General features: G+C 65.1%; 10 protein-coding genes. 4 read left to right on the forward strand and 6 right to left on the reverse strand.

Features of this window, described 5'->3' with window-relative positions; all coding sequences use genetic code 11:
• Positions 1-14: 14 nt before the first annotated feature.
• The 4 genes from PMI40_RS03235 to PMI40_RS03250 all read right to left on the reverse strand — a co-directional run bounded on the left by PMI40_RS03235 (position 15) and on the right by PMI40_RS03250 (position 5958).
• On the reverse strand, positions 15-1634 hold the full coding sequence (locus PMI40_RS03235; RefSeq protein WP_008112047.1) for an ABC transporter substrate-binding protein: 1620 nt from the start codon (positions 1632-1634) through the stop codon (positions 15-17).
• 23 nt (positions 1635-1657) lie between these two features.
• Entirely contained in the window at positions 1658-3262 is a 1605-nt protein-coding gene (locus PMI40_RS03240) for an ABC transporter substrate-binding protein (RefSeq protein WP_008112049.1), read from the reverse strand.
• Positions 3263-3426: 164 nt separating this feature from the next.
• The gene (locus PMI40_RS03245; RefSeq protein WP_008112051.1) at positions 3427-4665 is read right to left on the reverse strand and encodes an SfnB family sulfur acquisition oxidoreductase; all 1239 of its coding nucleotides are present in this window, start codon (positions 4663-4665) and stop codon (positions 3427-3429) included.
• Positions 4666-4710: 45 nt separating this feature from the next.
• Positions 4711-5958: an SfnB family sulfur acquisition oxidoreductase gene (locus PMI40_RS03250; protein WP_008112053.1), complete on the reverse strand. Its 1248-nt coding sequence runs from the start codon at positions 5956-5958 to the stop codon at positions 4711-4713.
• A gap of 251 nt (positions 5959-6209) precedes the next feature.
• On the opposite strand from PMI40_RS03250, the gene PMI40_RS03255 reads away from it, so the two are divergent.
• The 4 genes from PMI40_RS03255 (at position 6210) to phaP (ending at position 9894) form a co-directional block, all read left to right on the forward strand.
• Positions 6210-7424, forward strand: coding sequence for an MFS transporter (locus PMI40_RS03255; protein WP_008112055.1), 1215 nt, complete (start codon positions 6210-6212; stop codon positions 7422-7424).
• A gap of 170 nt (positions 7425-7594) precedes the next feature.
• Complete coding sequence (locus tag PMI40_RS03260; protein ID WP_008112060.1) at positions 7595-7807, forward strand: DUF3717 domain-containing protein; 213 nt, start codon at positions 7595-7597, stop codon at positions 7805-7807.
• 79 nt (positions 7808-7886) lie between these two features.
• Positions 7887-9104 carry a patatin-like phospholipase family protein gene (locus PMI40_RS03265; RefSeq protein WP_008112061.1) on the forward strand — a complete coding sequence of 406 codons (1218 nt, stop codon included), beginning with the start codon at positions 7887-7889 and terminating at the stop codon, positions 9102-9104.
• Between the two features lie 220 nt (positions 9105-9324).
• Positions 9325-9894 carry a TIGR01841 family phasin gene (phaP, locus tag PMI40_RS03270; protein ID WP_008112063.1) on the forward strand — a complete coding sequence of 190 codons (570 nt, stop codon included), beginning with the start codon at positions 9325-9327 and terminating at the stop codon, positions 9892-9894.
• Between the two features lie 78 nt (positions 9895-9972).
• On the opposite strand, the gene PMI40_RS03275 is transcribed toward phaP, so the two are convergent.
• Positions 9973-11580 carry an NAD(P)/FAD-dependent oxidoreductase gene (locus PMI40_RS03275; protein WP_008112066.1) on the reverse strand — a complete coding sequence of 536 codons (1608 nt, stop codon included), beginning with the start codon at positions 11578-11580 and terminating at the stop codon, positions 9973-9975.
• A gap of 60 nt (positions 11581-11640) precedes the next feature.
• A partial coding sequence (locus tag PMI40_RS03280; RefSeq protein WP_008112068.1) for an FAD-dependent oxidoreductase occupies positions 11641-12137 on the reverse strand: 497 nt, incomplete at its 5' end.

Below are 12137 nucleotides of genomic sequence, written 5' to 3' on the forward strand. Positions count from 1 at the left end.
CGTGTCCTTGGCTATCAGCGGGCCGCAGCCGGAGCGCCGCCGGCCACCCGGGGGCCATTGTCGAACCAGGCGTTCTTCAGCGAGCTGTAGATCTGGTCGACGCCCGAGACGGTGTCCTTCAGGCTGGACGACTGCAACGTGAAGAAATGCAGTTCCAGCAATGGGATCGATGGCAGGTCTGTCTGCACCCGCTGCTGGAATTGCTTGAACAGCGCCACCCGTTCGGCCTGGTCGGCCGAGCCCTGGGCTTGCTGGATCAGGCGGTCGGCTTCGGGGCTGCGATAGCCCGAGGCGTTGGTCCAGGGGATGTTCTTGCCGATCGAATCGCTCCAGTAGGCGCGGGTGACGCCCACCAGCGGATCGGCAAAACCGGCGAACCACACCAGCGACAGGTCGTAGTCGCGCTCGCCATATACCCGGCGGGTGAAACCGGGCGTATCCTGGGCCCGCACGGCGACCTCGATGCCGACCCGCTTGAGTGCGGCACGAACGAATTCGCCACTGCGCTTGAAGTCGTCGCCATACGGCAGGTAGTCGAGGTTGATGCGCAGGCGCACGCCATCGGCGCCACGCTTGAGTCCGGCCTGGTCAAGCAGCGACTCGGCCTTCTTCGGATCGAAGCCGTACTGCGGCACATCGGCGGCATGGAACTGCTTGAGGGTGGACACCACGGGACTGGTGGCGGGCTTGCCGAAGCCGTACCACACCACCTTGTTGAAGGCGTCGCGGTCGATGGCGTAGGCCAGCGCCTGGCGTACCCGCACATCCTTGAAGTACGGCTTGTCGAGGTTGACGTCGACGAACAGCCAGGGCGAGATCCAGTCGTAGCCGCGCGTCTCCAGTTTCAACGCGGGCAGCTTGGCCAGCCGCTCGGCGTCCTTCAACGGCACCGGCGAGAACGGCGCGTATTGCACTTCACCTTTTTCCAGCGCGGCGGCGCGAGCGCCGGCGTCGGGCACGATCTTGAACACGATGCGATCCAGGTAGGGCTTGCCACGGTCCCAATAGTCAGGGTTGCGCTCGAGCGTGATGTAGTTGCCGCGACTCCACTGCTTGAACACGAACGGCCCGGTGCCGACCGGCTTGTTGTTGTACGGATTATTGAGAATGTCGGTGCCTTCGTAGAGATGCTTGGGCAACACCTGGGCACCGTTGCTGTTGAGCGAACTCAATACCGCCAGCGAGGGCTCGCTGAAATGGATCACCACCGTGTGCTCGTCGGGGGTATCGGTCGAGCTCACCTTGCTGAAGATGATCTGGTTGCGCGGGTGGATCTTCTTCCACACGTTTTCCAGCGTCCATTTGACATCGGCCGACGTGAACGGCTTGCCATCGTGCCATTTCACGCCATGGCGCAAGTGGAAGGTCAGGGTCTTGCTGTCCTTGGAGACTTCCCAGCGCTCGGCCAGGGCCGGTCGCAACTTGAAGTCGTTGTCGTATTCCACCAGGCCATCGAACACGTTGGCGCTGAAGAAACCGGTGGGCGAGGCGGTATTGAGCGCCGAGGTGAGGATCACCGGCTCCGGCTGCAGGATGGCGGTAAGCGTGCCGCCCGGGGTGGCGGCCTGGGCACCGATACCGGTGGCCAGCGCGGCGCCAGCCAGCAGGGTGCGAAACAGGATGCGTTTGAACATGTGCGCTTTCGTCGGAGGAGGCGTTATTGGGCAAGCCAGGCGTTCTTCAGGGAACCCTGCGACTGGTCACCCTGCTCGGTGATGCCGTGCAGGCGCGGCGAATGAATGGTGAAGAAGTGCAACTCGATCAGTGGCAGCGTCGGCAGCTCGGCCTGGGTGATCTGCTGGAAGCGCTTGAACAATGCGATGCGTTCGGCTTGCGTGGCCGCGCCCTGGGTCTGCTCGATGATCTGATCGACCTCGGCATTGCGATAGCCGGAGCTGTTGGTCCAGGGCACGTTCTTGCCGATCCAGCCCGACCAGTACATGCGGGTCAATCCGATCTGCGGATCGGGGAACGAGGCGTTCCAGGTCAAGGCGGTATCGAAATCGCGGTCGCCATAGACGCGCTTGGTGAAGGCGGCTGTATCCTGGCTGCGGATGTTGACCTCGATGCCGACCCGCTTGAGCGACTGTTTCAGGTACTCGGCACTGCGCCGGTAGTCGTCGCCGTAGGGCAGGTAGTCGTTGCCGATGGCAAAGCGCACGCCGTCGGCGCCGCGCTTGAAGCCGGCTTCGTCGAGCAGCGCCTCGGCCTTCCTGGTGTCGTAGCCATAGCGCGGCACGCCGGGGTCGAAGAACTGGGCCAGCGTGGTCGGCACGATCGACACCGCCGGCTTGCCGTAGCCATACCAGACCACCTTGTTCAAGCCTTCCAGGTTGGCGGCATGGGCGATGGCGCGCCGTACCCGCACATCCTTGAGATACTTGTTGTCGAGGTTGAAGTCGAGGTACAGCACCGGCGAAGACCACTGGTAGCCATTGGTCTCGACCTTGACCTTGCCCGACTGCGCCAGGCGCTGGGCCTCCTTTGGCGGCACCGGGCTGAACACCGCGTATTGCGCTTGGCCATTCTCGAGCAGGGCGGCGCGCGCGCCGGCGTCCGGCACTACCTTGAAGATGATGCGGTCGAGGTAGGGCTTGCCGCGATCCCAGTAGTCCGGATTGCGCTCCAGCGTGATGTAGTTGCCCTTGTTCCATTCCTTGAACACGAAGGCGCCAGTGCCCACCGGCTTGTTGTTATTGGGATTGTCGAGCACGTCGCTACCCTCATAGAGGTGCTTGGGCAGGACCGGTGCACCCCACGAATTGAGCGTAGACAACAATGCCAGCGACGGCTTGGTGAAGCGGAACACGGCCGTCAGCGGGTCGGGTGTATCGACCTGGGCCAGGTTGACCAGGATCGCCTTGTTGCGCGGATGCAGGGTCTTCCACACATTCTCGACCGACCACTTGACGTCGGCCGAGGTGAACGGCTTGCCGTCATGCCACTTCACGCCGGACCGCAGGTGGAACGTGATGGCCAGGCCATCCTTGGAGACCTCCCAGCGCTGCGCCAGCTGGCCATGCGGCTTGAGTTCGTTGTCGTAGCTGAGCAGGCCGTCATAGACATTGGTGGCAATGAGCGAGGTCGGCTGGGCGGTATTGACGGCGCCGGTCAACGTCACCGGTTCGGGCTGCACGATGGCCAGCAGGGTACCGCCCTGCCTGGGTGCGGGGTCGGCCGCCTGCGCGGCGCCGGCCAGCAGGGCCGGCAGGATCAGGCTGGCCAGGCACGCAGCCGGGCGGGAGATGAATCGATTTTGCATGTCTCGTGATGATCGGATGTGGCCGCAGGCGCGGCGCGACGTCCACCGCGCGGGGCGCCGTGGACGGTGCGAGGGACAACGGGCAATCGGCAATGGGCAATGGGCAATGGGCAATGGGTCAGGCGAACCGCTTCAACATCGCCCTGCGAATGCTCGCCGGTCCATCACAGCGCACCGTGCCGAGGTGGCTTCCTGTCGTTGAGGTAGTAGTTGCCGATGGCGTGGTACTTCCAGCGCACCGGATCGTGCAAGGTATGGGTGCGCGCGTTGCGCCAGTGGCGGTCGAAGTTGTGCTCGGCCAGGGTCGACTGCGATCCGGCCAGTTCGAACAGCTTGCTGCCGGCGGCCAGGGACACGTCGTTAGTCAGCACCCGCGCCTCGGCTACCGCGATCGAGGCCGCCGCCACGCTGTCTTCGGTGGGATCGGCGGCGGCCGCGTCGACGTAGCGACCGGCGCGCTGCAGCAGCGCTTCGGCCGCGTGCAACTGTATCGTCAGGTCGCCGACTTCACGAATCGTCAACGGGTCGTCGCCGGCGCGTTCGACGCCGCTGTCGATCCAGGGCCGCGAGCGGGTCCGGACGAATTCGATCAGGTCGCCATAGGCGCCGCGCGCGATGCCGAGATCGATGGCGGCATGCTGGATCTGCGCCATCGGCCCGATCTGGGTCGGGCGTGAAAAGGCCGATGAAAAGCCGATCACCGCATCGGCCGGCACATGCACGTTCTCGAACACGGCGCTGCCGCTGCCGGTGGTGCGCTGGCCAAACCCGGACCAGTCGTCGATGATGGTCAGGCCCGGCGCATGACGCGGCACGATGGCCAGTTGCTGCACGCCAGCCTCATCGATGACCGAGGTGGGCACCCAGTCGGCATAGAGCGCGCCGGTGGCGTAGAACTTGCGCCCGTTGATGCGATAGCCCGGGCCGTCCGGGTCGCGCGCCAGGCTGGTCTTGCGATCGTGCGAGGTACGCGTGCCCAGTTCGGCCAGCGCATTGCCCAGGCGGTCGCCCTGCAGCACGCGCTCGAAGAAGAAGCGCTTCTGCGACTCGTTGCCGTTGACCCGGATCAGCTCGACCGCATAGAAATGGTTTTGCGGAATCTGGCCGATCGAGCCGTCGGCGGCCGAGATGATGGCGATCACTTCGGCCAGGGTGCCATAGGCGACACCGGCGCCGCCGTACTCGCGCGGCACCGTGATGCCCCACAGGCCGGAGCGCACATAACGCTCCAGTTCATCCCAGGGCAACTTGCGCTCGCGGTCACGCAGCGCCGCCTCGACGGCGAACTCGGCGGCCAGCTTGTGGGCCACCGAGATGGCTTCGGCATCGTCGCGGATGCGAGCCACGATGCGCGGTGCGGAAGCGGTATGGGATGCGTTGCTGGCGGTGGCGGTCTGCGTCATGGTCTGGTTGTAAAGCAATGGATCGAAAAGGAATCGGTGGCAACTTCAACTCCACGAATGGCGCGGCGGCGCCACACCGTTGAGGACATGGTTGCCGACGGCGTGATACTTCCAGCGCACCGGGTCGTGCAAGGTATGCACCCGCGCATTGCGCCAATGGCGGTCCAGGTTGTGGGCAGCCAGGGTAGCTTGCGAGCCGGCCAGCTCGAACAGCTTCTCGGCGGCGTGCAGCGCTAGTTCGGTCGACCACACCTTGGCCTCGGCCACCACCACCGAAGCCTGCGCCATCTGTTCGAAGCTGATGGTCTCGGGCAGGTCGTCGATGAATCGGGCGGCCCGTTCGAGCAGCGCATCGCTGGCGTGCAGGCGCACCTTGAGGGCACCGATCGCGGCGATGACGTACGGGTCGTCGCCGGCACGTTCGACGCCGCTATCGGCATAGGCACGGGAGCGGGTGCGCACGAATTCGATGGCATCACCTACGGCGGCGTGCGCGATGCCGACGTCGATGGCGGCCTGGATCAGTTGCGACACCGGGCCGATGTCATTGGGTTGCTGCAGGATGTCCTTGACGTGCAGCACCTGCGACGCCGGCACCCGCACCCGGTCGAACACCACGCTGCCGCTGGCGGTGGTGCGCTGGCCGAAGCTGGACCAGTCATCCACCACCCGCAGGCCGGGCGCATCGGCGCGGTTGTAGACGAACAGGGGGCTGCCGTCGTCGGCGACGGCGCGGCTGGGGATCCAGTGTGCATACAGGGCGCCGGTCGAGTAGAACCGGGTGCCGCTCAACAGGTAGCTGCCGTCGCCCGCCGTGCGGTCGAGCTCGGCACGGGTCCGGACATCGAGCACGTTCTTGCCGTTGCGTTCGGGTCCGGCATTGCCAAAGCGCGCGCCGTCCAGGACCTGGTCGAAGAAGAACCGCTTCTGGGCATCGCTGCCGGCCGTGGCGATGACGTTGAGGTTGCCGAAATGGTTCTGGGGAATCTGGCCGATCGACGGGTCGGCCGCGGAAATGATCTTGAATACTTCTGCGATCGTCACCCACGATGCTCCCAATCCGCCATAGGCGCGTGGCACGCTGATGGCCCACAGACCACTCTGCGAAAAACGCTCGATTTCATGCACCGGCAGGCGCCGGTCACGATCGCGCTCGGCGGCCTCGACGGCAAATTCGGCCGCCAATTCGCGGGCCCGCTGCAGCGCTTCGGCCTGGCTGGCGATGCGATGGGCACGACGGCCGCCCAGGCGGGCGGCCTGGCGCACGTGCGTGGCTTCGATCTGCGCGGACATGACTCGATGTTCCTTCCTTGGACAGGCCCGGTCGGCCTTGGGGAGGATCATTAGAGCCCAGCACTCATCTTTTACGAACTAAGCATTCCGCATGTGCTTGCTTGGATTTCTCATGCTGCATTTATTGCAGATCGATATGCGCCTGGCGAACTTGCCGGTTTGCAGTAAACTCGAGCCGCGCAGCCATCAATCAATAAGTAAATGCGCAGGGCATCACCTCATCATTCCAATTCCAACAAGAGAGAGACAACATGTTTCGAACCGATCGCGCTCCCGATCTCAAGACCGTCCTGATTGCCTCCGGCGTGGTGCTGACCCTGGCCATGGGGGTACGTCACGGCCTGGGATTCTGGCTGCAGCCGATCTCGCAGACGCACGGCTGGACGCGCGAGACCTTCTCGCTGGCACTGGCGTTGCAGAACCTGCTGTGGGGCGCCTTCGGCCCGTTCGCCGGCATGGCGTGCGACCGCATCGGCACGGCGCGGGTGATCGTGCTGGGCGCCTTCCTGTACGCCGCCGGCCTGCTGTGGATGGCATTGGTGCCGCAGCCGGCGCTGTTCGTGATCGGCTCGGGCGTGCTGATCGGCGCGGCGTTGGCCTGCACCGCCTTCGGCGCCGTGTCGGGCATCGTCGGGCGCAGCGCGCCACCCGAGAAGCGCTCCTGGGCGTTCGGCATCTCGTCGGCGGCGGGCTCGTTCGGACAGTTCCTGATGATGCCGGTGGAGCAGCAACTGATTTCGATATCGGGTTGGCAACACGCGTTCTTCTGGCTCGCCGGGCTGGTGTTGATGCTGATGCTGCCGATGGCCTGGCGCCTCAAGGAACCGCCACCGGTGGCCAATGCGTCCGGACAGAGTATCGGCCAAGCCATCGGCGAGGCGTTCGGCCATCGCTCGTTCATCCTGTTGCTGTCGGGCTACTTCGTGTGCGGCTTCCAGGTCGTGTTCATCGGCGCCCACCTGCCGTCCTACCTCAAGGACAAGGGCATCATGAATCCCAATGTGGCGGTGCTGGCGCTGGCGCTGATCGGCCTGTTCAATATCTTCGGTTCGTACTACGCCGGCAAGCTGGGCGGCATGCTGCCCAAGCGCTACCTGCTGGCCACCATCTATGGCTTGCGCACGGTGACCATCGGGCTGTTCCTGGCGGCGCCGCTGTCGGCCTGGTCGGTGTACCTGTTCGCCGCCGCCATGGGCCTGCTGTGGCTGTCGACCGTGCCCCTGACCAACGGGATCGTGGCCGGCATCTTCGGGGTCAGGTACCTGTCGATGCTGTCGGGCTTCGTCTTCTTTTCGCACCAGGTGGGCAGCTTCCTGGGGGTCTGGCTGGGCGGCTGGCTGTTCACCCGCCAAGGCAGCTACGACACGGTGTGGGCCATCACGCTGGCGCTGGGCGTGTTCGCCGCATTGATCAACCTGCCGGTGCGCGAGCAGGCCATTGCCCGCGCACCGGCGGCGGCGCCATGATGCGCCGCCCGATCGTCACGGTGCTGGTGGCCACGACACTGGCGGCGATCTTCGCAGCCTATCTTCGGCCGGACTTCGTGCTCGACCTGGCCAATCGCATCATGCTGTGTTTCTGAACGGGTAGAATGGCGCAATCAACCATAGCGGCACCCGCCTCACCGATTCAATCCATGCTCAGCCTGACCGATCTCGAAGAAGCCATCAACTACTGGCGCCTGCAACGCCCCGCCACCGGCGAGGAATGCGCCCTCTCGCCGGAGGTCAATGCCCTGGCCGGCCTGTATGCGATGATGATCTTCGAGCGCCGCAGCGAAGTGGCCATGGATGCGCTGCAACCGCAGGCGCGGCAATTGGTGCAGTCATGGCAGGCAACACGTCGCTGAGCGGCGTGCCTTACCATCCCGGCTGAACGTTTGCGTCGGGTCCGCGTCTGTTTTGTATTGCACACAAAAAGGCAGGTCCATGCGCAAGCTTCCCGAGCATTCCCCCGCTGGTCGCAAGCCGGTGTCGCCGGCCACCGCACGTTCGCCCCGGCTGTCGCCCGGCACCCGCCCGCAGGTGGCGCTGGTGCTGCAGGGTGGCGGCGCGTTGGGGGCTTACCAGGCCGGGGTCTACCAGGCGCTGCATGAAAACGGCTTGAGCCCGGACTGGGTGGTGGGCACCTCCATCGGCGCCATCAATGCCGCCATCATCGCCGGCAACCCACCCGAGAGCCGCGTCGAACGCCTGCGCCAGTTCTGGGACACGGTGTCCCATCCGGACCTGTTCGACCTGACCCAGGTACCCGATGGCCTGCGCCTGTGGTCGACCCGGTTGACCACGCTGGACACCTTCGTGCGCGGTGCGCCGGGCTTCTTCCGTCCGCGCCCGTTCAATCCGTTCGCGCTGGGCCTGGCGGTACCGGCCGAGGACGCCAGTTTCTACAGTACGGCCGAGCTGGAGCAGACCCTGCTGCGCCTGGTCGATTTCGATTACCTGAACCAGGCCGATGGCATGCGGCTGACCGTCAGTGCCGTGCGCGTGACCTGCGGCACGCTGGCCAAGTTCGATTCGGCCAACGGCCGCATCGGCGCCGAGCACATCATGGCCAGCGGCGCCCTGCCCCCGGCGTTTGCTCCGGTACGCATCGATGGCGAGCTCTACTGGGATGGCGGGCTGTATTCCAATACCCCGCTGGAAGCCGTGCTGGGCGATGAACCGCGCGCCGATACGCTGTGCCTGATGGTCGACCTGTGGCATGCCGACGGCCCCGAGCCGACCACGCTGGAAGAAGTCCAGACGCGCGAAAAGGATGTCACCTTCGCCTCGCGCTCGCAGCGTCACATCGAGGCCTACCTGAAGCAACACCATCTGCGCCGCGCCGCCCATGCACTGTACCAGCGCCTGCCGAGCGAGCTGCTCAGCGCGGCCGATCGCAAGATGATGGCCGAGCTGGGTGCCGACACCACCATCCATATCGTGCGCCTGCCCTATGCCGGGCGCGACTGGAACATGGCCTCCAAGGACGCCAACTTCGCCCGCGGCTCGGTCGCCTGGCGCTGGGAGCAGGGTTACCAGGATGGGCTGCGTGGCATCGAGGTCAGCGCGGCCTGTGAATTCGAATCCGACCAGGCGGGCATCGTGGTGCACGACCTGCCGGAGGGAACCAGCAGCACGAAAGCGACCGAACGTTCGTCCTGAAACCGCTGCAGGCCGCGCCAGTGGCGGCGTGGCGTAAAGCAGACGGGTCTTCAGTTGAATTGTGCGGCGCACAAATTTCACTTGATTTCACCAAAGAAGGGCATAAAATAGGGATTGTTGCGGCGCACAAATCACGATGATCTGCTGATGTCTGATCCAATGCCGCTCCCGCGCCGGCTCGGCATATTGCATTACGGCTCATCCACACAAAGGAGATAACATGTTTTCGTTTCAAGATCAGTTTTCCGCCGCCACCAAATCCAACCTGCAGGCACAGCTGGACCTGATCAATACCCTGACCGCGAAGGCCTTCGAGGGCGTCGAGAAAATCGTTGAACTGAACCTGTCGGCCACCCGTGCCTCGCTGGAAGAAGCCACCGCCGTGGCGCGCCAGCTGGCGTCGGCCAAGGACCCGCAGGAAGCGCTGTCGCTGGCGTCGGCCCAGGCCCAGCCGGGCGCCGAGAAGGCAGCAGCCTATGGTCGTCACCTGGCCACCATCGTCTCGACCACCCAGGCCGAATTCACCCGTGCCGCAGAAGCGCAGATTGCCGAGAACACCCGCAAGGTCAGCGCCTTGATCGATGAACTGAGCAAGAATGCGCCGCCGGGTTCGGAACAGGCCGTGTCGCTGCTCAAGGCGGCGCTGTCCAACGCCAATGCCGGCTACGAACAGTTGACCAAGAACAGCAAGCAAGCCGTCGAGGCACTGGAAGCCAACCTCAGCAACGCGACCCGCCAGTTCACGGCCGCCGCCGAGAAGGCGACCGGCGCGACCCGCGCCAAGAAGTAAGCATCGCTGCCGCAGGGCCGATAAAAAAAAGACCGCCGGGTGCAACCCCGGCGGTCTTTTTTCTTATGCGGCGCTGTTTCAGTGACGGCCGATGATGTCCAGTGCCAACGCCTCGGCCACGCGAATGCCGTCGATGGCAGCCGACATGATGCCGCCGGCATACCCGGCGCCTTCGCCGGCCGGATAGAGCCCGGCGGTATTGAGGCTCTGCAGGGTCTGGTCGTCGCGCTTGATGCGGATCGGCGACGAGGTGCGGGTCTCGATGCCGGTCAGGACCGCATCGTGCATCGAGTAGCCACGGATCTGCTTGTCGAAGGCCGGCAATGCTTCGCGGATGGCGGTGATGGCATAGTCCGGCAGCGCTGCGTTGAGGTCGCCCAGCTTGACGCCGGGCTTGTACGACGGCGTGACGCTGCCGAGCGCAGTGGAAGGACGGTTGGCGATGAAGTCGCCCACCAGTTGCCCCGGCGCATCGTAGTTGCCGCCACCCAGCTCATAGGCGCGGCTTTCCCATTCGCGCTGGAAGGCGATGCCGGCCAGCGGATGACCGGGGTAGTCGCTGGGCGAGATGCCGACCACGATGCCGCTGTTGGCATTGCGCTCGTTGCGCGAGTACTGGCTCATGCCGTTGGTGACCACGCGTCCCGGCTCGGACGTGGCGGCCACCACGGTCCCGCCCGGGCACATGCAGAAGCTGTACACCGAGCGACCGTTGCTGGCATGGTGCACCAGCTTGTAGTCGGCCGCGCCAAGGATGGGGTGGCCGGCGCTGGGCCCGAAGCGGCACTTGTCGATCAACGACTGGGGATGTTCCGCGCGAAATCCGATCGAGAAGGGCTTGGCCTCGATATAGACGCCGCGCCGGTAGAGCATCTCGAACGTATCGCGGGCGCTGTGGCCGACCGCCAGCACCACATGGTCGGCGGCCAGCTGTTGGCCGTTGGACAGGGTGACGCCGCGAATCCGGCCGTCTTCGATCAGCACGTCATCGACCCGTTGCTCGAAACGGAACTCGCCACCCAGGCGCACGATCTTCTCGCGCATCAGCTCGATCATCTTGACCAGGCGGAAGGTGCCGATGTGCGGCTTGCTGGCATACATGATCTCGGGTGGCGCATCGGCCGCCACGAATTCGGTCAGTACCTTGCGTCCGTAGTGCTTGGGATCCTTGATCTGGCTGTAGAGCTTGCCGTCGGAGAAGGTCCCGGCGCCGCCCTCGCCGAACTGCACGTTCGATTCGGGCTGCAACTGGCGTTGGCGCCACAGGCCCCAGGTGTCCTTGGTGCGTTCGCGCACGGTCTTGCCGCGTTCGAGCACGATCGGGTTGAAGCCCATTTCGGCCAGCAACAGCGCGGCGAACAGGCCGCACGGGCCAAACCCGATGACCAGCGGACGCTTGTCCAGTCCGGCCGGCGCCGTGCCCACATAGTGGTAGCCGGTGTCGGGTGTGGCAACGATGTTGTGCTTGCCCTGGTGGCGCGCCAGCACGGCGGCCTCGTCGCGCAGTTCGACATCGATGGTATAGGTCAGGATGACGGCCGACTTCTTGCGGGCGTCGTAGCTGCGGCGAAACAGGGTGAACCCCAGCAACTGGTCGGCGCCGATGGCGAGCCGTTCGAGGATGGCGGCCGTGAGGTCTTCTTCCGAGTGTTCGAGGGGGAGCTGGAGTTCATTGATGCGCAGCATTGCGGGACTTTCCGTGGGACTGGTTTGGCATGGCTGCAGTGGCAGCCGAAAGGCGACATTCTACTCCAGCCGGCGCCCACCAAATCGGGCCGGATCCACCGCTGCGACCAGTTCGCGCGGCAACGGCAGCGGTTCGCGCTCGAGCATGCAAGCCAACAGCTCGGCCATCAACGGCGCCCAGATCAATCCCCGCGAAGCGTATCCCAGCAGGCCTTGCACGCCGCCCCCCTGCTCCATCGGCAGCGCTCCCACCAGCGGCAGCCGGTCGGGAGCGATGCAGCGAAAACCGACCCGCCCGGCGGCCAGGGTGGCTGGCGCCGGCACGTCGTAATGCGCGGCAAGCTGCGGCAGCATGTTGTTCAACCGCTGCAGGTTTTCGGCATGGCTGGCCGGCCGCAGTGCCGGGTCCTGGTCGCGGTCATAGCTGGCACCGATGCACAACTGGCCCTGGTAGGCGCGCGTCAGGTAGCCATCCCCGCACATGGCCACCGGCAGCACCGGGAAATCCGCCGCCAGATGGGTGACCTGGCCGCGCACCGCCTGCAGCGGCAGGGCGG

This window comes from Herbaspirillum sp. YR522 (assembly GCF_000282575.1).
Taxonomy (GTDB): Bacteria; Pseudomonadota; Gammaproteobacteria; order Burkholderiales; family Burkholderiaceae_D; genus Herbaspirillum.

What these genes read in the sequence shown, in the direction of transcription:
- PMI40_RS03235 (WP_008112047.1), bottom strand. Translation starts at nt 1,634, where the DNA reads ATGTTCAAACGCATCCTGTTTCGCACCCTGCTGGCTGGCGCCGCGCTG.
- PMI40_RS03240 (WP_008112049.1), bottom strand. Translation starts at nt 3,262, where the DNA reads ATGCAAAATCGATTCATCTCCCGCCCGGCTGCGTGCCTGGCCAGCCTG.
- PMI40_RS03245 (WP_008112051.1), bottom strand. Translation starts at nt 4,665, where the DNA reads ATGACGCAGACCGCCACCGCCAGCAACGCATCCCATACCGCTTCCGCA.
- PMI40_RS03250 (WP_008112053.1), bottom strand. Translation starts at nt 5,958, where the DNA reads ATGTCCGCGCAGATCGAAGCCACGCACGTGCGCCAGGCCGCCCGCCTG.
- PMI40_RS03255 (WP_008112055.1), top strand. Translation starts at nt 6,210, where the DNA reads ATGTTTCGAACCGATCGCGCTCCCGATCTCAAGACCGTCCTGATTGCC.
- PMI40_RS03260 (WP_008112060.1), top strand. Translation starts at nt 7,595, where the DNA reads ATGCTCAGCCTGACCGATCTCGAAGAAGCCATCAACTACTGGCGCCTG.
- PMI40_RS03265 (WP_008112061.1), top strand. Translation starts at nt 7,887, where the DNA reads ATGCGCAAGCTTCCCGAGCATTCCCCCGCTGGTCGCAAGCCGGTGTCG.
- phaP (WP_008112063.1), top strand. Translation starts at nt 9,325, where the DNA reads ATGTTTTCGTTTCAAGATCAGTTTTCCGCCGCCACCAAATCCAACCTG.
- PMI40_RS03275 (WP_008112066.1), bottom strand. Translation starts at nt 11,580, where the DNA reads ATGCTGCGCATCAATGAACTCCAGCTCCCCCTCGAACACTCGGAAGAA.